Source organism: Leisingera sp. ANG-DT (assembly GCF_000813785.1).
Taxonomy (GTDB): domain Bacteria; phylum Pseudomonadota; class Alphaproteobacteria; order Rhodobacterales; family Rhodobacteraceae; genus Leisingera.
On sequence record NZ_JWLE01000001.1, the window covers coordinates 574,479 to 592,582 of the forward strand.

The following is an 18,104-nucleotide window of genomic DNA, read 5'->3' on the forward strand; positions in this document are numbered from 1 at the left end:
TCTAACTAGCCTCAATAAGGGGAAAAAAGGAGCCAAAGAGGGTGCGTCAATAAATAGCAGTCTTGACTTGCGACGGTGGCAGTGGAACCCTTCTGCGCGTGCAAAATAATCCGCACACAGCTTGCTTTGCGAGCCAGAACAAACGGCTGTGGGACGACCGCAGAATTGTATTTCAGGCGGACGCGAACAAGCTGCAATTCATAAGACAAGTGGGAGAGACTTGATCATGAAACACACCAAGCTGGCTATCGGTGCATTGGTGGCGGCGTCCTTTTCGGCGCCTGCAGCATTTGCTCAGGAATACATCACCATCGGCACCGGCGGCGTGACCGGCGTCTACTACCCGACCGGCGGCGCCATCTGCCGTCTGGTGAACAAGGGCCGCAAGGAGCACGGCTTCAAGTGCGCCGTCGAATCCACTGGTGGCTCGGTCTACAACATCAACACAATCCGCGAGGGCGAGCTGCAGTTCGGCGTAGCCCAATCCGACTGGCAGTATCATGCCTACAACGGGTCCTCCAAGTTCGAGGAAGCGGGTCCCTTCGAAGGTCTGCGCGCGGTGTTCTCCGTGCATCCGGAACCCTTCACCGTTGTTGCCCGTGCAGATGCAGGCATCACCACCTTTGACGACCTCAAGGGCAAGCGCGTCAACATCGGCAACCCGGGCTCCGGCCAGCGCGGCACCATGGAAGTTCTGATGGAAGCCAAGGGCTGGGGCATGGAAGATTTCGCCCTGGCAACTGAGCTGAAAGCGGCAGAACAGTCCGCAGCGCTGTGCGACAATCAGATCGACGCGATGATCTACACCGTTGGCCACCCGTCCGGTTCCATCCAGGAAGCCACCACCGCCTGTGACTCGGTTCTGGTGACCGTGGACGGCGAAGCCGTGGAAAAACTGGTGGGCGACAACTCCTTCTACCGTACCGCCACCATCCCGGGCGGCATGTACCGCGGGTCCGACAATGACACCAACACCTTTGGTGTCGGCGCGACCTTCGTGACTTCCTCCGACGTGTCTGAGGATGCGGTGTATGCAGTGGTGAGCTCTGTCTTCGAAAACTTTGAAGCCTTCCAGAAGCTGCATCCGGCGTTTGCCAACCTGAAGCCGGAAGAGATGATCGCGGACGGCCTGTCGGCGCCGCTGCATCCGGGCGCAGAGAAGTACTACAAAGAAAAAGGCTGGATCGAATAATCCGCCAGACAACAGGAACGGGGCGCATCAAGCGCCCCGTTTTTGCCTGAGGCCAAAGGCCCGGGCTTGACTATTCCGGCCCCGGAAAACGGCGGCCGCAGGGGAGATTATCCATGACATCCGATGCTCAGGGAAATCGGCCGCTCAGCGAAGAAGAGCTTCAGGAACTGGTCGCGTCCTCCGACGCCGGCGCCCGCAACCCGGTGGGAAGCGTGGGGCTGTTCCTGGCAATCGTCGCCGTTATCTGGTCCGTGTTCCAAGTCATCCTGGCCTCGCCGGTGGCCAACCTGCTGCTGCCTGGCAGCGTGGTGAACAACTCACGCCAAATCCATTTGGCCTTTGCTATTTTCCTGGCCTACGCGGCCTATCCTGCGCTGAAATCCAGCCCGCGGAATTACATCCCGTTCCAGGATTGGATTTTCGCATTGGCCGGAACTGCAATCGCGATGTACGGCTACATTTTCTATCAGAAAATCGTTGATTCCGGCGGCTTGGCCGATGACATGGACAAGTGGTTTGCCCTCGCTGGCCTGATCCTGCTGTTCGAAGCCGCCCGCCGCGCGCTTGGCCCGGCGATGGCGATCATCGCGACCATCTTCCTGGCTTATGTATTCTTCGGCTCCTCCGATTGGGTGCCCGAGGTTATCCGCTGGAAGGGCGCCAGCCTGAAAAAGGCGATGAGCCACATGTGGATCACCTCCGAGGGAGTGTTCGGCATTGCGCTGGGGGTCTCTACCAAATTCGTCTTCCTCTTTGTGCTGTTCGGCGCGCTGCTGGATAAGGCTGGGGCGGGTAACTACTTCATCAAAATGGCATTCGGGGCGCTTGGCCACCTGCGCGGCGGCCCGGCCAAGGCGGCTGTTGTAGGTTCTGCCGCAACCGGCCTGATCTCCGGCTCCTCCATCGCCAACGTGGTCACCACCGGCACCTTCACCATTCCGCTGATGAAGCGGGTGGGCTTCACCTCTGAGCAGGCAGGCTCGGTCGAGGTTGCATCCTCTGTGAACGGCCAGATCATGCCGCCGGTGATGGGGGCTGCGGCCTTCCTGATGGTGGAATACGTGGGCATCTCCTATGTCGAGGTGATCACCCATGCCTTCCTGCCGGCAGCGATTTCCTACATCGCGCTGGTCTATATCGTGCATCTGGAAGCGGTGAAGCGGAACATGCCGACGCTGGGCAACCGCGTCGTCTCCATGGGCCGCACTATTGGCGGCATGGCGCTGTTCTTCGCAGGCTTTGCGGCGCTGTGCTATGGCGTTCAGTATCCGGTGAAGTGGATTGTTTCTGCGATACCGGGCGCCTCCGGTCTTACCCTGTCTGCGCTTGTTGTCGCCGCTTATATTGCGCTGCTGTGGCTGGCCTCCGGCGTTGATGATCTGGTGCCGGATGACCCAAATGCGCAAGAGGTGGAACTGCCGGTTGTCGCCGAGATTTACAAGGCAGGCCTGCATTACCTGCTGCCGATCATTGTGCTGGTCTACTTCCTGATGATTGAGCAGAAGTCGCCTGGGTTGTCGGCCTTCTGGGCCACCGCACTGCTGTTTGTGATCCTTCTGACCCAGAAGCCGCTCAAGGCGATCTTCCGCGGCCAAAGCAACATGGCAAACGCCTTTGTCGAAGGGGTTCATGATCTCTGGAACGGCCTGATCGACGGTGCCCGCAACATGATTGGCATTGCGCTGGCAACCGCCACCGCAGGCGTGATCGTAGGCACCGTGACGCTGACTGGTGTGGGACAGGTGATGGCTGATCTGGTCGAGTTCGTATCTGGCGGCAATCTGATCCTGATGCTGGTGATGGTCGGCCTCTTGTCCCTTGTTCTGGGTATGGGCCTGCCTACCACCGCAAACTACATCGTCGTTAGCTCGCTGATGGCCGGTGTGGTGGTGGAATTGGGCGCGCAGTCCGGCCTGATCGTGCCGCTGATCGCCGTGCACCTGTTTGTGTTCTACTTCGGGATCATGGCCGATGTGACACCGCCTGTGGGGCTTGCCAGCTTTGCGGCGGCGGCCGTGTCGGGCGGCGATGCGATCCGCACCGGTTTTACCGCTTTCTTCTACAGCTTGCGGACTGTGGCACTGCCGTTTGTGTTCATCTTCAATACAGATCTGCTGCTGATTGATGTGAACTGGATGCAAGGCATACTCGTTGCCATATCAGCCACTATCGCCATCCTGGTCTTTACTGCTGGCACCATGGGCTATTTCGTCAGCCGCAACCGGATCTATGAAAGCATCCTGCTGATCTTTGCAGCCTTTGCGCTGTTCAGGCCGGACTTCTTCATGGACCGGGTGATGCCGCCCTATGCGCAGGTGCCGCCGGCCCAGCTGGCGCAAGCGTTGAGTGACGCGGAACCGGGAGCAGAGCTGCGGATCACCGTGGAGGGGCCTGATTTCGATACCTCTGAAATCAAGAGCACCACGATGATCATGACTGCTGATGGTTCGGACGGGCAGGCGGCGGTGGATGCCTATGGCCTGCTGCTGCTGGAGGAGGACAGTGTGGTCAAGGTAGAGGAGCCGATGTTCGGCACCCCGGCAGCGCCAAACCTGGAAAGCTTTGATTTCTACGCCGACGAGCCGGTGCAGATCGTAGCGATCCAGGCGCCTGCCAGCCAGTTGCCGAAGGAGCTGATGTTCCTGCCGGCGCTGCTGCTGGTGGCGCTGGTTGCCCTGATGCAGCGCGGCCGCGCGCGTGAAGAGGAAGGAGTAACAGCATGAGCAAACCCGTTCTTTGCGCTCTGGAGCTGAACGATCAGAATCTGGACGAAAAGGTCCTGTCCCAGGCTGCCCGACTGGCCGAACTGGACGGGGCCCAGCTGGATGTTGTCAACGTGCTGCCTGACTTTGGCGAGAGCTGGGTCTCGGGCTTTTTCGAGGAGCATCACCACGAAAAGGCGGTCAAGGACACAACGCAACGGCTGACCGACCTGTGCGATAGCGTTCTTGGTAAGGAGCGCAATGCCAAGGTCCGCCATCTGGTGGCGACCGGGACGGCTTATCAGGAGATTCTGAAGGTCGCGGAAACTGCAGGCAGCGGGCTGATCGTGATCGGCGCGCATAAGCCGGATCTGAAGGATTACCTGCTTGGGCCAAACGCGGCCCGGGTGATCCGCCACTCGGACTGTTCGGTCTTTGTGGTCCGATAAGCTGAATAAGGGCGCCTGCGGGCGCCCTTACTCATAACCCGTCATCTCAAGGTAGCCCTTGCCGCTGTGACTGCCTGTCACCGTGACCGGCCCTTCCCAATAGGAAAACGAGGTACCCATCCAGCTTTGCGGATTAAGCGCTTGTACTTCAACGGAAACCCTCTTGGCAGGCAGGCTTACTTGCCAGCGTGTGGGAATCTCTCGCCCCTTAACATGGCTGGTTTTCAAGGGGGTCGCCTTAAATGATCCCGGTGTCAGCGGCTCAGCCGTGCCGTCAGCAGAAATCCAAGTGCCGGATGTAAAATCACGGGTTTCGCTGCGCAGAACAAACCCCATCAACTTCTCACCGTTGCCAAAGCTGAGCGAGAACCAGTCCCAGCCGCTTTGATCTTCTGCCAGCGGCTGACTTGACCATTCCCGGTCCAGCCAGCCATGGCCTGTGATCTTCACAGGTCCGTCGGGCAGCTCAATTGTGCCAGAAACCTGGTAGTGGGGCTGGGAATAGTAATGACTCGCCTGTCCGCTGGCGGATTTGACCGAGTACCCGTGATCTCCATGCAGGATCAGCGGCCCGTCAGCGCTAAGAGCCAGATCGTAGGAAAAATTCCGCCCGTCAGCAGAAAGAGAAATCTTTTCAATCGTTTCATCGGAGGAGCGCATCACCCAGTTATCGATCCAGGCTTCAAAAGGCATAGATTGAACACCTGCCTGACCCACGCCGCCACGGGCAATGCGTTCCGCAAATAAATGCTGATCCTCGCTGGTCACTGCGGCGTGCGCCATCCAGATTTGCGGGCTTTGCCAGCTTTCCGCCTCGCCAGGAGCCAAGGCTGATCTGAACAGCGTCCACTGGATGCCGTAGTCGGCTCCATCTTCCCCCATAAGGTTTGCGGTCAAGTACCACCACTCAATACGAAAGTCCGGGTGGGGGCCGTGATCGAGAGGAAATTCCAACCGGGTTTCCTGTTGCGGAAAGGCAAAACCCTCCGCGACTGTTCCCAGCCCGGCATAACCCTGCGGCAAAGCAGACGTGGCCCAGACGCAAATCAGCGCAGACAAGGCAATCCTAGCGTTCATTGGTAAATACCCTGAGCAGTTCCGCCGGATCGATCCGGCTGAGCCACCGGGCTGGCAGTGCTGCGGCAATCACTGCAGCGAGAAGCGCCAGCAGGAACAGGCGCAGCCAATCCAGAGGAAACAGATACATCGGCAGCTTCCAGCCAAAAGCTTCTACATTAATAACCGACAGGAGGGCCCAGGCCAGCACCAGTCCCAGCGGAAGGGCCAGGACTGCTGTGACAGCCGCCAGAAGCAGGCTGCGCAGGATTTCCGCAGAAGCCAGCTGACGGCGGGTGAGCCCCATCGCCCAGACCGGCGCGAGCTGCGGCAGGCGCTGGTTCCAAAGGGTTAGCAGGCTGGTCAGAAGGGCAAATCCTGCCACTCCAAGCGTCAACAGGTTCAACGCAGCGGTGATCACAAAGGTCCTGTCGAACACGGCGAGTGACCGGGCTTTTGCAGTGGCCTGATCGGTGATGTTTTTTCTTGGGATATCAAACTCTTCCCGAATTGAGTTGATCAGTCCAGAGATGTCATGCGAAGCAACGCGCAGTCCGAATTGGCGGTTGGGAATGTCTGGTGCATGCTCCAGAAGAGATGGCATGGAAACCATTGCCTGCCCGTGGGGATTGCCATAATCGGAGTAAACCCCGGCGATGGGCAGCTGCCATCCCGGTTCAAGTTCAAAGCGGTCGCCTGGGGCCAGCCCATGGCGGCGCGCAAGCTGTTCGTTGACCAGCACGGCCTGCCCGCTGACAGCCTGATCCCATACGTCCGGCAGCGCGTCCAGCAGCGGCCAGTTGCTGCGGTAGGCAGTATCGTCTTCAAATCCGTAAATGCGTAAGGGCGCCCCTTTGAAACGGGTGTCATGGTAACGGCGTGACAAAGCTTTGATGCCCCGCGCATCCAGCCAACTTGCCAGTTCAGTACCCTGAACATCACTTGCGGTGGTGACGTAGACCTCTGCAAACAGGCGCTGATCCAACCAGCCAGTAAAGGTTAAACGAAAACTGGATACCATGGTGCCAACGCCAATGTTTGCAGCCAGCGCCAGCAGAAGTGCCATCAGAGCCAGTGACATACCGGGCAGTTGCGCCCGGGTGTCCGCCCATAACCATTCAGCGAAGGGGCGCTTTGCTAAGCGCGCCCCAAGCGATAGCCCGGTTGAAACCAGCAGCGGCAGCAGCAACGCGGCGCCTAGCATGAGGGCGCCAAGAAATGCAAAACCGGAAATAAGCCCTTGAAACATTGTGAGTATCAATACGCCACCGGCGATTGAAGCCACTCCGCACACAGCTCCGGCCAAGTGCGAACGGCGGGCATTCTGACCCCGGGCATGAGTTGCGGGGGCTGCTAGCAACGGCATGCGCCAAAGCGCAAAGAGGGATTGCGCACCAGCCAGGAATGTGCCGCCAAGTGTCATTGCCAAACCTGAAAGAACCCAGCCCGGACGCAGGGAGAGGCTGCCATCCACAGGCGCGCCATACAGCCCGGCCAGGGTGGCATTGACGCCGGGCAGCAATACGGCTGCCACCAGATAGCCGCCTGCATGCCCGGCAATGCCCGCGGCCAGCGCGAGGAAGGCCAGTTCCGCAGCAATAAGGCCGGACACGAGCCGCATCGGTACTCCAAGGCTTCGCAGCGTCCGGATCATACCGCGACGCTGTTCAAGGCTCAGCGCGATGGTGCCCTGGACGATGAACAGGCCAACGGCAAAGGACAGCAGGCCGAAGGCGGTGAGGTTCAGATGGAAACTGTCCGTCAGCCGCGCCGTCTCCGAGGCAGCTGTGCTGGCAGGGACAAGAGTCAAGCCGGGCGCCAGGTTGCTCAGAGGTTTCAGCCCCTGGGCCTGGTCCGGTAGAACCAACAGGTAGCTCAGGCTGTCGGGGCGCCGCAGCAGCCGGCTGGCAAGGCTGAGATCCGCTAAGGCCACTCCTGGCGGCAGAGCCTCCGTTTCAGTGACCGGGTGGACATTCTGAGATGCGGCCAATTGCGTTGCCGTTTCGGGGTGTGCAAAAATTCGTCCGGGCGGCAGCAATGCCTCCAGCGGAGAAACAGCCTCTGCTTCCGCGGCCTTGGTTAGGGCCGGGGCCAGCGGGTGCTGCAGAAGATCAACTCCCATGATATCAAAGTTTTGCCGCTCAAACCTAATAACGCCTTCCAGTACCGGGGCCAGCTGCCAACCGGAACGGCGCAGGCTGGCGTAGCGGGCAACGGAGATGGTTCCAGATTCAGGGATCAGCCGGGCGACACCCGCGGTGCCAAGCTGTTCCGCTGCCCGGGCGTAGCTCGCGCGGGCTTCGGCGTTGATGGCTTGGACTGCCGACCATAAGCCAGCCGCAAGCGCCAGGCCAGCGATCAGAGTTGCCAGCTGCAGCGGATGGCGCCGCCAATGTGACAGAATGGCCAGAAACGCCGCGGCTGTCATTTGGCCATGCCGTGGTGCAGATGCAGACGCCGGTCCAGCAACTGCGCGATGGCTGCAGAATGGGTGACAAGAAACAGTGCGGTACCGCTTTCGCGCACCAGGTCCAGCATCAGTTCCATTACGGCGGCACTGGCGGCTTCATCCAGATTGCCGGTCGGTTCATCCGCCAGCAGCAGCCTGGGCCGCACAGCAAGAGCGCGGGCGATGGCCACACGCTGCTGCTGTCCGCCGGACAATTGCTCAGGATAGCGTTCCAGAAGACCGGACAGGCCCAGGCGGTCTGTCAGCCGCATCCCCCAGCCCTCGTCCCACGTGCCACCCAGCCGGGCGTGCAGCGCGATATTCTTTCCGGTGTCAAGTGAAGGTATCAGATTAAATTGCTGAAAAACAATAGAAACATCGTTCCGGCGCAGCGCCGCCCGCTGGCTGTCGCTCAGCCCGGACAGGCGGGTTCCGGCAATTTCAATCTCTCCGCTGTCGAACTGATCCAGCGCCCCGGCCAGATGCAGAAGGGTGCTTTTGCCGGAGCCGCTTTCCCCGGTCAAAGCCAGGCTGCTGCCCGCTGCCAGATCCAAGGACACGCCGCGCAGCACAGCTGTTTCCTCCGTTTGTCCCGGATAGCATTTGGTTACATCTCGGATTGTCAGAACCATATGCGGCAACCTTTGCATCTTGGGCCTTCACATGCTGCTAAGGCACTCAATACCCTAGCGACAAGGATGTCCAGACCGCTGCTCGTGCCGCGCGGTCAGCGCTTCAGGCTGGTATGATGCAATTGCCAATTGCGGGCAGGATTTCTATGGTGCAGCCAAGCGTTGCCAAAGCGAATTCACAACAGGAGGTCCGGCGTGACGCTGTGGAACCAGCTACTGTGGGGATCAATCTACCTCAGCACTTGCCTGATCCTGGAAATCACCATCCTGGTCTGGTGCGCCTCGGTTCTGAACCGGTTGTCCAGCCGGTTTTCCAAACCCTATAGGCCCTGGCAATTGGGTCTTATGCTCGTTGTGGCGATTTTCATCATTCTAGGCAGCCACACCGCTCAAGTTTGGATCTGGTCCGCTGCCTTTGTCATGGTTGGTGCGATTGAGGATTGGAATACCTCCGTCTATTTTTCACTGGTGACCTATACCACGCTGGGCTACGGCGATGTGGTTCTGGGCCCGGCGCTCAGGATTTTTGCTGCCCTTGCTGCGGTTACAGGGCTGTTCGGCTTCGGCATAAGCACCGCCTTCCTTGTCAGCGCAATGGGGCGGTTGTTTTCCTTTAATGGGCAACACACTGGCGGCAGGGATTAAAGCACCGGTGCCAGCAGGCGGGCCATCGGAGCCAGCAGGCGGATCCGCTGATTTTGCTGGCCGAGTCCAACGGCGAGTTCCTTTGCATTCCGAAAGTCCTTGGCAAGCATGTTTGCAACCTTGCCGGCCGTCTCTTGATCGAAAAACAAGGCCATGGTTTCAAAATTCAGCCGGAAAGACCGGTTGTCCAGATTTGCGGTTCCGATTCCGGCAATGGTGTCGTCGACGACAAAACACTTTTGATGCATGAAACCGCCCTGATAGCGCAGGATGCGGACACCGGCTTCGCGAAGTTCATCAAAAAATGCAAAGCTGGCAAGCCACGGCAGATGGTGATCGATGGTCTCCGGCAGCAGCACCCTGACATCGATGCCTCGCAGACCAGCGTGTTTCAGAGCTGCAAAAACGTCTTGGTCAGGAACAAAATACGGGGACGCCAGCCACACTCTGCGCTGCGCCGCAGTGATGGCAGAAAAATAGAGCATTGAACCGTTTCCGGTCGTGTCTCCGGGGCCGGTGGAGGCGATCAGCGCGGGCAGATTCTGAGGCGACGGCTCGGGTTCCCAGTTGAGAAGATCCAGGATCGGCTCCTGGGTGCGCCAGTGCCAATCTTCGGCAAAGGACAGTTGAAGCTGCAGCACCACAGGCCCAACCAGCCGTACATGCGTATCCCGCCACGGTCCAAACTCCGGGTTCTGTCCCAGATATTCAATCCCGACGTTCAGCCCTCCGGTGAAACCTGTGTGACCGTCGACAATCACAGTTTTCCGGTGATTGCGGAAATTAATCCGTAACCGGTGCCAGGGACCGCGCTGAACCGCTGGATCAACCATGTTGATGCCAGCAGCCACCAGCGCGTGTTTGTAGTCCTGGGGTAACTTGCGGCTGCCAATGCTGTCCGTCATGAACCAGACCGTTACGCCGCGCTCTGCTGCGGCGATCAGCCGGGACTGCAATTGCATTCCTAGGTTATCGGCACGCAGTATGTAATACTGGAGCAGGATGTAGTCTTGCGCATTTTCAATGGCTTCGAAGATAGTTTTGAAAGTCTCGGTGCCGTTGACCAGGAGATCCACCCCATTTCCGCGGCAAATGTTCAGACCTGCGATCGCCTCAAACGGCGCTGTGTTGACAGCCAGTGCTGATGCATCCTTTGATTGGGCGCTGGTGTAGTTCCGCTTTGGGATGACGGCCTGTTCCGCGGCCTCGCGGGCTGTCCAGTATCCTTTGAACCGGTGGTGCCCAAAGATCATATAAGCGGGCAGGGCAAGGACCGGCGCAGCCAGCAGGAAAACAACCCAGCCAATGGCTCCTTGAGGTGTCCGCGCGGTGCGCGCCGCACTGAGCGCAGCCAGGCCGGCAGCCGTCCAGGTTGCAGCAAGTACAGCGGTGCTGAGAACAATCCAGAACATTGCGGGCTCCAAAAACTGTCTATGTGTCAGACTAATACTGAACCTGGCTTGCCGCCATACCCGGACGGGGCAGCACTTAGGTTGTCACGGAACAGACCACGCATTGCGGCTGGCGTTTGCCCTGAAGTTGTGGGACGTTACCGGTATGCCGATCCTTCCGCCAATCCGCATGTGGCCAGCCGCCTTGATGACCGCCGCCGGCCGGTTCAACAGAAAAAACGGCTGGGTGATGAGCAGCCACATCGCGATGTCGATGATGCTGGCGCTGTTTCCTTTTGTGCTGTTCACCGTCGCGCTTGCGGGCACGGTTGCGGGCCTGCTGTCACAGGAGGTTGAGGTGGAGGCGATGACTGAACAGGTGTTCAGCGTTTGGCCCGATGCGGTGGCCCGGCCCATTTTGACTGAACTTAAGGCGGTACTGCGGACATCAAACACCCAATTGGTCACTCTGGGCGGATTGTTCGCGCTGTATTTTGCCTCAAACGGGGTTGATGCCGTTCGCACGGCCATGGTCCAAGCTTATCACGATACGGATACCCGGCCTTACTGGAGGTCGCGGGCACTGTGCATCGCACTGGTTATTCTTGGCGGGGCAGGCATTCTGGCAGTCACCGTATTCGAAGTCATCATGCCCCTGTATGTTCGCCACATTACCAAACTCCTGCCTTTTGCGACCGTGCCGCAAGGCTGGGAGCAGGGGTTGAGAGGGCTTCTGGCCCTGGCGCTACCAGCAGGCGCGGTGCTGGCATTTCATTTGCTGCTGCCGGGACGGGTGCACCGAATCCGGCGAATCTTGCCGGGTGCGATCCTGACATTGCTGCTGTGGCTGATCTGCGGCAGCGGCTTTGCCGTCTATGTTGGGTCTTTTGCCCAATACTCTGCCACCTACGCGGGCCTTGCAGGCGCCATGGCAGCGATGATCTTTCTGTATCTGAACTCTGCCATTCTGATTCTAGGCGCGGAATTCAATGGCGCCCTGATTGACATGGCAAACAGCATGGGCCGGACATAGCGCCTGCGGTTTTGCTGCAACTGTTTCCATTTATTCAACAATAAGGCAGATTCGCCTCAATTACGCCCCGATCTCAGCCCGATCGGTCTCTAGAACTGCAGAAAAGCAGCGGAACCAGAAGGGGCCATCATGACAAAATTGCAAAACAAACTGCGCCGCATGCGTCTGTTTGAGCTGATGCGGCAGCGCGGGATGGGCAGCAATGCCGGCTGCAAGCTGCGGGTGTCCCGCCTGACTGATGAAGAAGGCGAAGAGGCCATTCTGCTGCGCACCTTGGCCGCGCGGTCGCTGACCACGCCTCATAATCGCCGGGTCTGACCCGGTTCAGCCGCGGAAACCCGTGGCCACCACAAATTTCTCAGAGCTGTCCGACCGCGAGGAGGGCGGCTTGATGTTCATCACTTTGGTGAATTTCTGTTTCAGAAGCTTTTGCAGTTCGCCCTCGGCGCCACCAGCCAGAACCTTGGCGACAAAGGTGCCGCCTTCCTCCAGCACGTCAAAGGCAAAATAGGCCGCGGTTTCACAGAGAGAAATGATCCGCAAATGGTCGGTCTGCTTGTGGCCGGAACTGGCAGCCGCCATGTCTGACATTACAACGTCGGCCTTTCCGCCCAGCCATTCCTTGACCTGCTCGTCAGCTCCGTCATCCATGAAATCGAGCTGATGGAACTCAGCACCTGCCAGTGGCTCGACCTCTTGCAGGTCGATACCAATAATGCGGCCGACGGCCTTGCCTTGTTTCTCACCCAGCGAATTGATCCGCTTCACTGCCACCTGTGCCCAGCCTCCCGGTGCGCAGCCTAGGTCGACAACCCGGGCGCCATTCACCAGGAAGCGGTACTTGTCGTCCAGTTCCATGATCTTGTAGGCTGCACGCCCGCGGTAGCCTTCAGCCTGTGCGCGTTTCACATAGGGGTCGTTCAACTGCCGCTGCAGCCAGCGGGTTGAACTGAGCTTGCGCCCGCGCGCTGTCTTCACATTGACCTTCAGATCCCGCTGCCCGCGGCCGGAAGTGTTTTTACCAGTGGGGGTCTTTGCCATGTGCGTTTTCTCCGACAGTGAGGGCTGCAGATAACCTCTTGGCCCGTCTGGATCAAGGCGATGCTTTTTTCTTGGGTAGCGCAAGTTCCTGCCATGGGGCGGATACACCGAATATCAGGTATCCTAGAAGGTTTGCAGCCTTGCCCCAAAAACTAATCTTCACGACCGGCTCGGGCGGGTCTTCGTCTATGGTGTCTTCGGTGGCCAATGACGTCAGATGACCACACTGAATTGCGTGAAGATACTCCGAAGCCTCCGCTGCATTTTCAGACGGAACCCTGATAGGAACCCCGCCAAACGCCAGGCTGTGATGCGGTAGCAGAGTAATTGTGTTGAGCCCTGGGCAAAACACCCGGAAACCCGCAGCCTCCAGTGCCGAAACCGCCACTGAAACGGTGCTTAGCCGGTAAGCTATGGCGATGGTCGAATACATGTGAGGCGCCCTGAAACTTCTGTTGAGCGGTTAGTAAGGGCCGTCCTCCAGAACACCATCTGCGCTCATCTGCGCATAAAGCAGGCCTTCGCGCAGGCCGCGGTCGGCGACGGACAGCCGGTCGGTTGGCCAGCAACGCAGCAACGCCTGAAGGATCGCCGAGCCGGACATAATCAGGGCTTGCCGGTCCTCTCCGATGCGGGGGTCGCGGCGGCGGCCCTGAGGGCCGAGCTCCAAATACCCCCGGATCACCTTGTCAATCTGATCGCTGGTCATCCGCAGCCCGTCCACCTTTGTCCGGTCATAGCGTTTGAGACCCAGATGCGAGGCTGCAACCGTAGTTACCGTGCCGGAGGTGCCGACGATCTGGAAGCCGGCGCGTGCCTGCTCATCTTTGTAGGGGGCGAAATCGGCGAGGTTTTCTTCAAAGAACCAGCTCATGAGGGCAAACCGCGCAGCATCGTCCTCCACATCGTTGAACTGGTCGCGCAGCGTGGCGACACCCAGCGGGACTGAAATCCAGTCCACCACTTTGGCGGCGGGGAAGGGGCCCTCAGCCGGGCGGAACCCGTTGTGCAGCCGCATGATGGCTGCCGGGCGGTCGCGCCGCGGCACTGAGGAGACGTCGATCCAAACCAGCTCGGTCGAGCCGCCGCCGATATCAACAACCAAGAGTTGTTCGGTCTTGGTGGAGACCAGCGGCGCGCAGGAGATAACGGCCAGACGCGCTTCTTCCTCCGGCTGAATGATTTCCAGCGTCAGGCCGGTTTCCCGCTTTACCTGGCGGATGAAATCGCGTGCGTTCTTGGCCCGGCGGCAGGCTTCGGTCGCCACCAGCCGCATCCGTTTGACCTTGTTGCGTTTGAGTTTCTGCTGGCAGATCCGCAGCGCCTGGATGGTACGCGCCATCGAGGACCGCGACAGCCGTCCGGTCCGCTCCAGCCCGGCGCCGAGCTGCACCGACTTGGAGAAACTGTCAACCACATGGATACCGCTGCCCTTGGGCTGGGCGATCAGCATGCGGCAGCTATTTGTACCCAGATCCAGCGCTGCGTAGAGCGCATCAGGATCGGGACGGGCCGGTGCAGGGGTCTCAACCGCTTTGGGAAACGCGCCCGCACCTTTCGAGCGCCTGGGCGCCATGATTCACGCCCTCCGATTATCGTGTTAAGAATGACAATAGGTGCGCAAATGCGGCGGCGCAAGCGCCGTGCGGCCAGAAGTGAAGCAATTTCCGCCGCTTCCCGGAAATCTCATAATCCACATGAATATTTTGGCGGTTCCAGGCTGTGGCATTCACAGGTGCACAAAGCTAGTGTCGCGGCAGCAAAACGTCGCTCAATCCCATCGTGTTGTCGAAAATCGACCAACCTGCGGCGCGCCACCGCACTAGATAGTGGTCTATCCAGGCTAGGAGGAAAGCAAGGCATGCCCGACGTTACGATCGTATACTGGCGCGATATCCCCGCGCAGGTCATCGTTGGCAAAGGCCGCCGCGGCGCCAAGCGTCAGCTCGAAGAACGGTTCGAGCAGGCAATTGACCGCGCAGCCATGAAGGTGAACGCGAAAGACGCGGACGCTTATCTGGCTGAATGGCGCAAGGCTGCTCCTTTCTCTGCTGAGGGCGAGGCCGCTGAGGTTGCCGAAGCCGAAGCCAAGCGCTTGGAGACTGAGTATGATCAGGACCGCTTGAAGGCGCTGATCGCGAATGACGGATGGGCATGACCCGCAGACCACTTTGGGAGGCCGTGATGGCTTTGCTGAACTTTAAAAAACGCGACTCTGGCGCAGGCCAATCCGCTACCCCTGAGATGGAGGCCTTCCTGAAAGGGTATTCCATCGAGGTGATGCCCCGTACCGCTGCCAAGGTGGAAGACTTCCGCGACCTGCTGCCCGTCGGCACCCGTGTCTACATCGCGCACATCGAAGGCACCCCGATCGAGGATATGGTCGAGACCGCCAAGCGCATTGCTGGCGAAGGCTACGATGTGATGCCGCACTTCCCGGCGCGGATCATCAAGGACAAAGCAACCCTGGGTGACTGGATCAACCGCTATCAGGGTGAAGCCGGCGTCAAGCAAGGCCTGATTCTGGCGGGCGGCGTTGCCAAGCCGCACGGCGAATTCGACAGTTCGATGCAGCTTTTGGAAACCGGCCTGTTTGACCAGGCGGGTTTCACCAACCTGCACGTTGCTGGCCACCCGGAACCCAACCTGGATATCGACCCCAACGGCGGCCGCGCCAACACCTACGCGGCGCTGGACTGGAAACAGGAATTCTCCAAGCGCACCGATGCACAGATGGCGCTGGCGACCCAGTTCTGCTTCGAGGCGCAACCGGTGATCGACTGGGTGAACGAGCTGAACGAGCGCGGCATGAACCTGCCGGTCCACATCGGTATCGCTGGTCCGGCCAAGCTGCAGACCATGATCAAATTCGCCATCGCCTGCGGTGTCGGTCCGTCGCTGAAAGTTCTGCAGAAGCGTGCCAAGGACGTTTCCAAGCTGCTGCTGCCGCACGAGCCGGGTGAGGTTCTGGCGGATCTGGCGGCGCACAAGGCGGCCAACCCCGACTTTGCAATCGAGAAGGTTCACTTCTTCCCGCTGGGCGGCATCAAGACCAATGCCACCTGGGCCATCAACAACGGCGGCGATTCCGCCAAGCCGGTTAACTCCTAAGGATCCACAATGACCCGTACAGTCGTAGAATCAAAAACAAAAACCGCGGTCCTGGGCTTTGATGAGCCGTTCTGTGTGATTGGTGAGCGCATCAACCCGACCGGCCGCAAGAAACTGGCGGCCGAGCTGGAAGCCGGCGATTTCTCCACCGTTGAAAAAGACGCCGTGGCTCAGGTTCTGGCCGGTGCCACCGTTCTCGATATCAACGCGGGCGTGGTTTACAACTCCAACCCGAACCCGAACGAGACCGAGCCGCCGCTGATGCGGAAGATCGTTGAACTGGTTCAAGGGCTGGTCGACGTGCCGCTGTGCATCGACTCCTCGGTTCCCGGCGCGCTCGAGGCCGGTCTGGAAATCTGCGAAGGCCGTCCGCTGCTGAACTCGGTCACAGGCGAAGAAGAGCGTCTGGAGCAGATCCTGCCGCTGGTCAAGAAGTACAACGTGCCGGTTGTGGCGATCTCCAACGATGACACCGGCATCTCGGAAGATCCCGATGTGCGTTTTGCCGTCGCTAAGAAAATCGTCGAGCGTGCTGCTGATTTCGGCATCCCGGCGCATGACATCGTGGTTGACCCGCTGGTGATGCCGGTTGGCGCCATGGCGACTGCAGGTCTGCAGGTGTTTGCCCTGGTCCGCCGTCTGCGCGAAGAACTGGGTGTGAACACCACTTGCGGTGCGTCCAACATCTCCTTCGGCCTGCCGAACCGTCACGGGATCAACAACGCTTTCCTGCCGATGGCAATGGGTGCCGGCATGACCTCTGCGATTATGAACCCGGTGGCGCTGCCAGTGACACAGAAGGCTATTGCCGAGAAGAAAGCCGCTGTCGAAGCTGCTGGCATCATCCTGCCGGAAGCCATGGACGACGAGGCGTTTGTCACCATGTTCGGCCTGGGTTCCACCAAGCCGCGCGCCGGTAAGGAAATGGAGGCCATCCGCGCTGCCAACTTCCTGACCAACAACGACCCGCATGGCGGTGAGTGGATCAAATTCAACAAGGCGCCTGCTGCTGAGGGCGAAGAAGGCCGTGGCCGTGGCGGCCGCGCCGGCGGACGCCGCCGCCGCGCCTGATCCGAACTGGCAATTAAACACGAAGGCCGGGCAGAAATGCCCGGTCTTTTTTGTTTTCGCGGTTGTAAGGCGAATGAAGCTGCACAAGCGGCTTGATGGTGCCTGGGTTTGCCGGAAACAGGAGGGTTAGACGCATCATACCGCATGTTCTCGGTCTGACTTGGAAGCGGTCTGAAGGGTAATGGCGGAGAGACAGGGATTCGAACCCTGGGTGGGCTTGCACCCACAACGGTTTTCGAGACCGCCCCGTTCGACCACTCCGGCACCTCTCCGCGGGGGTCTGGTGGGGCAGCGTTTAAGGTTGATTCCGGACCGGCGCAAGGGGCGATTTGCGCCTTTGGCAAAAAAAGCCGGATTTCCGTTGCCAGCCAAAGGTTTTTGCTTAGATTTGCACTATGCAGATGATCCTTCCGCTCCCCGCTTTCCTGATGCGTTTTCTGGCCGCGATGTGGCTTGGCTGCTGGGTTGTCACCCAGCCCGCTGCTGCTGCGGACCGTGCCCGGGTGGAGGCGTTTCTGGAGGTCACCGGCTTTGACGTGGCGCTTGACAGCATCGCGCTGTCTGCCTCCAGCGCTCCGGACATGCTGGGCGTTGATGCCGGCGCCTTTGGCAGCCAGTGGACCGAAATGTCGGAAGAAGTCTTTGATACCGCAGAGATGCGCGGCTTGGCCTTGGATATCTTGGAAAACACTCTGGACGATGAGGCTCTGGATCACGCCTCCGAGTTTTATGCCAGTGATCTGGGGAAACGGCTGGTGCGGGCGGAGAATTCCTCGCATCTGATCGAGGATGACGAGGTGAAGCAATTGGCTGGCAACCGCATCATCTCTGATTTGGTCAAGGCAGGCAGCAAGCGGGTGGCGATGTACCAGCGTATGGGCAGTGCAATTGACGCTGCTGGCAATGGTGTAAAGGCGCTGCAGCAGATCCAGTTCCGCTTCCTGATGGCAGCGTCCGCGGCTGGCGTGATCGACCTGGATCTCGACGCCGACGAACTGCGCGCGCTGATGAAAGAGCAGGAGGGCGACTTGCGCCTCAGCCTGCAGGCCTCCAGCCTGGCGGCCTCTGCCTATACCTATCAGGAGTTCTCGGATGCAGAAGTGCAGGCCTATGTCGAGGCGCTGGAGGAGGAGCCAATGCAGCGGGTCTACGAACTGCTGAATGCGGTCCAGTACGAGATCACTGCCAACCGGTTCGAGGAACTTGCCCACCGCATGGCGGAGCTGACACCGGGACAGGACATCTGATTTCCGCAGAGCGCCTGAAAAGCCTGTGGAAAACGGTTGACATACATGCCGATCCGAACCATAAGCCCGCATCCCGGCCCGGAAT

General features: G+C 59.5%; 17 protein-coding genes and 1 tRNA gene. 10 read left to right on the plus strand and 8 right to left on the minus strand.

The features are described 5' to 3' along the window. Window positions 1-226 precede the first annotated feature (226 nt). From RA21_RS02785 to RA21_RS02795, 3 genes are all read left to right on the plus strand, one after another. Entirely contained in the window at window positions 227-1,192 is a 966-nt protein-coding gene (locus RA21_RS02785; RefSeq protein WP_039145969.1) for a TAXI family TRAP transporter solute-binding subunit, read from the plus strand. 113 nt (window positions 1,193-1,305) lie between these two features. Continuing rightward, complete coding sequence (locus RA21_RS02790; protein ID WP_039145970.1) at window positions 1,306-3,915, plus strand: TRAP transporter permease; 2,610 nt, start codon at window positions 1,306-1,308, stop codon at window positions 3,913-3,915. Continuing rightward, window positions 3,912-4,343: a universal stress protein gene (locus RA21_RS02795; RefSeq protein ID WP_039145973.1), complete on the plus strand. Its 432-nt coding sequence runs from the start codon at window positions 3,912-3,914 to the stop codon at window positions 4,341-4,343. The genes RA21_RS02790 and RA21_RS02795 overlap by 4 nt, the downstream gene beginning before the upstream one ends. A gap of 27 nt (window positions 4,344-4,370) precedes the next feature. Here the strand turns inward: RA21_RS02795 and RA21_RS02800 are convergent, their stop codons facing one another. From RA21_RS02800 to RA21_RS02810, 3 genes are read right to left on the minus strand one after another with little or no spacing between them, the layout of a single operon-like run. Further along, complete coding sequence (locus RA21_RS02800; RefSeq protein ID WP_039145974.1) at window positions 4,371-5,420, minus strand: lipocalin-like domain-containing protein; 1,050 nt, start codon at window positions 5,418-5,420, stop codon at window positions 4,371-4,373. After that, on the minus strand, window positions 5,410-7,827 hold the full coding sequence (locus RA21_RS02805; protein WP_039145977.1) for an ABC transporter permease: 2,418 nt from the start codon (window positions 7,825-7,827) through the stop codon (window positions 5,410-5,412). Before RA21_RS02805 ends, RA21_RS02800 begins: the two co-directional genes overlap by 11 nt. Further along, window positions 7,824-8,480, minus strand: coding sequence for an ABC transporter ATP-binding protein (locus RA21_RS02810; protein WP_039145980.1), 657 nt, complete (start codon window positions 8,478-8,480; stop codon window positions 7,824-7,826). Before RA21_RS02810 ends, RA21_RS02805 begins: the two co-directional genes overlap by 4 nt. 195 nt (window positions 8,481-8,675) lie before the next feature. Between RA21_RS02810 and RA21_RS02815 the strand changes: the two genes are divergently transcribed. Then, window positions 8,676-9,125 carry a potassium channel family protein gene (locus tag RA21_RS02815; RefSeq protein ID WP_019297819.1) on the plus strand — a complete coding sequence of 150 codons (450 nt, stop codon included), beginning with the start codon at window positions 8,676-8,678 and terminating at the stop codon, window positions 9,123-9,125. Here the strand turns inward: RA21_RS02815 and cls are convergent. Further along, window positions 9,122-10,537 carry a cardiolipin synthase gene (cls, locus tag RA21_RS02820; RefSeq protein WP_039145982.1) on the minus strand — a complete coding sequence of 472 codons (1,416 nt, stop codon included), beginning with the start codon at window positions 10,535-10,537 and terminating at the stop codon, window positions 9,122-9,124. The genes RA21_RS02815 and cls overlap by 4 nt on opposite strands. 145 nt (window positions 10,538-10,682) lie before the next feature. Here cls and RA21_RS02825 point away from each other — a divergent pair, with 145 nt between their 5' ends. After that, the gene (locus tag RA21_RS02825) at window positions 10,683-11,549 is read left to right on the plus strand and encodes a YihY/virulence factor BrkB family protein (RefSeq protein ID WP_039145983.1); all 867 of its coding nucleotides are present in this window, start codon (window positions 10,683-10,685) and stop codon (window positions 11,547-11,549) included. 129 nt (window positions 11,550-11,678) lie between these two features. Then, window positions 11,679-11,867 carry a hypothetical protein gene (locus RA21_RS02830; protein ID WP_039145985.1) on the plus strand — a complete coding sequence of 63 codons (189 nt, stop codon included), beginning with the start codon at window positions 11,679-11,681 and terminating at the stop codon, window positions 11,865-11,867. Between the two features lie 6 nt (window positions 11,868-11,873). Here RA21_RS02830 and RA21_RS02835 read toward each other — a convergent pair whose 3' ends face one another. The 3 genes from RA21_RS02835 to RA21_RS02840 are packed head-to-tail and all read right to left on the minus strand — an operon-like array spanning window position 11,874 to window position 14,166. Then, window positions 11,874-12,590: an RlmE family RNA methyltransferase gene (locus RA21_RS02835; RefSeq protein WP_019297815.1), complete on the minus strand. Its 717-nt coding sequence runs from the start codon at window positions 12,588-12,590 to the stop codon at window positions 11,874-11,876. Between the two features lie 52 nt (window positions 12,591-12,642). Next, a complete protein-coding gene (locus tag RA21_RS22505; protein ID WP_152610462.1) occupies window positions 12,643-13,023 on the minus strand; it encodes a hypothetical protein in 381 nt (126 codons plus the stop codon). A gap of 30 nt (window positions 13,024-13,053) precedes the next feature. Beyond that, entirely contained in the window at window positions 13,054-14,166 is a 1,113-nt protein-coding gene (locus RA21_RS02840; protein WP_019297814.1) for a Ppx/GppA phosphatase family protein, read from the minus strand. Between the two features lie 285 nt (window positions 14,167-14,451). Here RA21_RS02840 and RA21_RS02845 point away from each other — a divergent pair, with 285 nt between their 5' ends. The 3 genes from RA21_RS02845 to RA21_RS02855 are packed head-to-tail and all read left to right on the plus strand — an operon-like array spanning window position 14,452 to window position 16,772. Beyond that, complete coding sequence (locus RA21_RS02845) at window positions 14,452-14,748, plus strand: virulence factor (protein ID WP_019297813.1); 297 nt, start codon at window positions 14,452-14,454, stop codon at window positions 14,746-14,748. A 26-nt stretch (window positions 14,749-14,774) separates the two neighbouring features. Continuing rightward, a complete protein-coding gene (locus RA21_RS02850) occupies window positions 14,775-15,701 on the plus strand; it encodes a methylenetetrahydrofolate reductase (protein WP_039146510.1) in 927 nt (308 codons plus the stop codon). 9 nt (window positions 15,702-15,710) lie between these two features. Continuing rightward, window positions 15,711-16,772, plus strand: a complete 1,062-nt coding sequence (locus RA21_RS02855; protein WP_019297811.1) for a methyltetrahydrofolate cobalamin methyltransferase — start codon at window positions 15,711-15,713, stop codon at window positions 16,770-16,772. A 182-nt stretch (window positions 16,773-16,954) separates the two neighbouring features. On the opposite strand, the gene RA21_RS02860 is transcribed toward RA21_RS02855, so the two are convergent. Further along, a tRNA-Ser gene (locus RA21_RS02860) sits at window positions 16,955-17,044 on the minus strand. Between the two features lie 123 nt (window positions 17,045-17,167). On the opposite strand from RA21_RS02860, the gene RA21_RS02865 reads away from it, so the two are divergent. Next, window positions 17,168-18,019, plus strand: a complete 852-nt coding sequence (locus RA21_RS02865; protein ID WP_019297809.1) for a DUF2059 domain-containing protein — start codon at window positions 17,168-17,170, stop codon at window positions 18,017-18,019. Window positions 18,020-18,104 lie beyond the last annotated feature (85 nt).

What these genes read in the sequence shown, in the direction of transcription:
- RA21_RS02855 (WP_019297811.1), top strand. Translation starts at nt 15,711, where the DNA reads ATGACCCGTACAGTCGTAGAATCAAAAACAAAAACCGCGGTCCTGGGC.
- RA21_RS02835 (WP_019297815.1), bottom strand. Translation starts at nt 12,590, where the DNA reads ATGGCAAAGACCCCCACTGGTAAAAACACTTCCGGCCGCGGGCAGCGG.
- RA21_RS02825 (WP_039145983.1), top strand. Translation starts at nt 10,683, where the DNA reads ATGCCGATCCTTCCGCCAATCCGCATGTGGCCAGCCGCCTTGATGACC.
- RA21_RS02840 (WP_019297814.1), bottom strand. Translation starts at nt 14,166, where the DNA reads ATGGCGCCCAGGCGCTCGAAAGGTGCGGGCGCGTTTCCCAAAGCGGTT.
- RA21_RS02865 (WP_019297809.1), top strand. Translation starts at nt 17,168, where the DNA reads ATGCAGATGATCCTTCCGCTCCCCGCTTTCCTGATGCGTTTTCTGGCC.
- RA21_RS02800 (WP_039145974.1), bottom strand. Translation starts at nt 5,420, where the DNA reads ATGAACGCTAGGATTGCCTTGTCTGCGCTGATTTGCGTCTGGGCCACG.
- RA21_RS02845 (WP_019297813.1), top strand. Translation starts at nt 14,452, where the DNA reads ATGCCCGACGTTACGATCGTATACTGGCGCGATATCCCCGCGCAGGTC.
- RA21_RS02830 (WP_039145985.1), top strand. Translation starts at nt 11,679, where the DNA reads ATGACAAAATTGCAAAACAAACTGCGCCGCATGCGTCTGTTTGAGCTG.
- RA21_RS02795 (WP_039145973.1), top strand. Translation starts at nt 3,912, where the DNA reads ATGAGCAAACCCGTTCTTTGCGCTCTGGAGCTGAACGATCAGAATCTG.
- RA21_RS02790 (WP_039145970.1), top strand. Translation starts at nt 1,306, where the DNA reads ATGACATCCGATGCTCAGGGAAATCGGCCGCTCAGCGAAGAAGAGCTT.
- RA21_RS02850 (WP_039146510.1), top strand. Translation starts at nt 14,775, where the DNA reads ATGGCTTTGCTGAACTTTAAAAAACGCGACTCTGGCGCAGGCCAATCC.
- RA21_RS02810 (WP_039145980.1), bottom strand. Translation starts at nt 8,480, where the DNA reads ATGGTTCTGACAATCCGAGATGTAACCAAATGCTATCCGGGACAAACG.
- cls (WP_039145982.1), bottom strand. Translation starts at nt 10,537, where the DNA reads ATGTTCTGGATTGTTCTCAGCACCGCTGTACTTGCTGCAACCTGGACG.
- RA21_RS02805 (WP_039145977.1), bottom strand. Translation starts at nt 7,827, where the DNA reads ATGACAGCCGCGGCGTTTCTGGCCATTCTGTCACATTGGCGGCGCCAT.
- RA21_RS02785 (WP_039145969.1), top strand. Translation starts at nt 227, where the DNA reads ATGAAACACACCAAGCTGGCTATCGGTGCATTGGTGGCGGCGTCCTTT.
- RA21_RS22505 (WP_152610462.1), bottom strand. Translation starts at nt 13,023, where the DNA reads ATGTATTCGACCATCGCCATAGCTTACCGGCTAAGCACCGTTTCAGTG.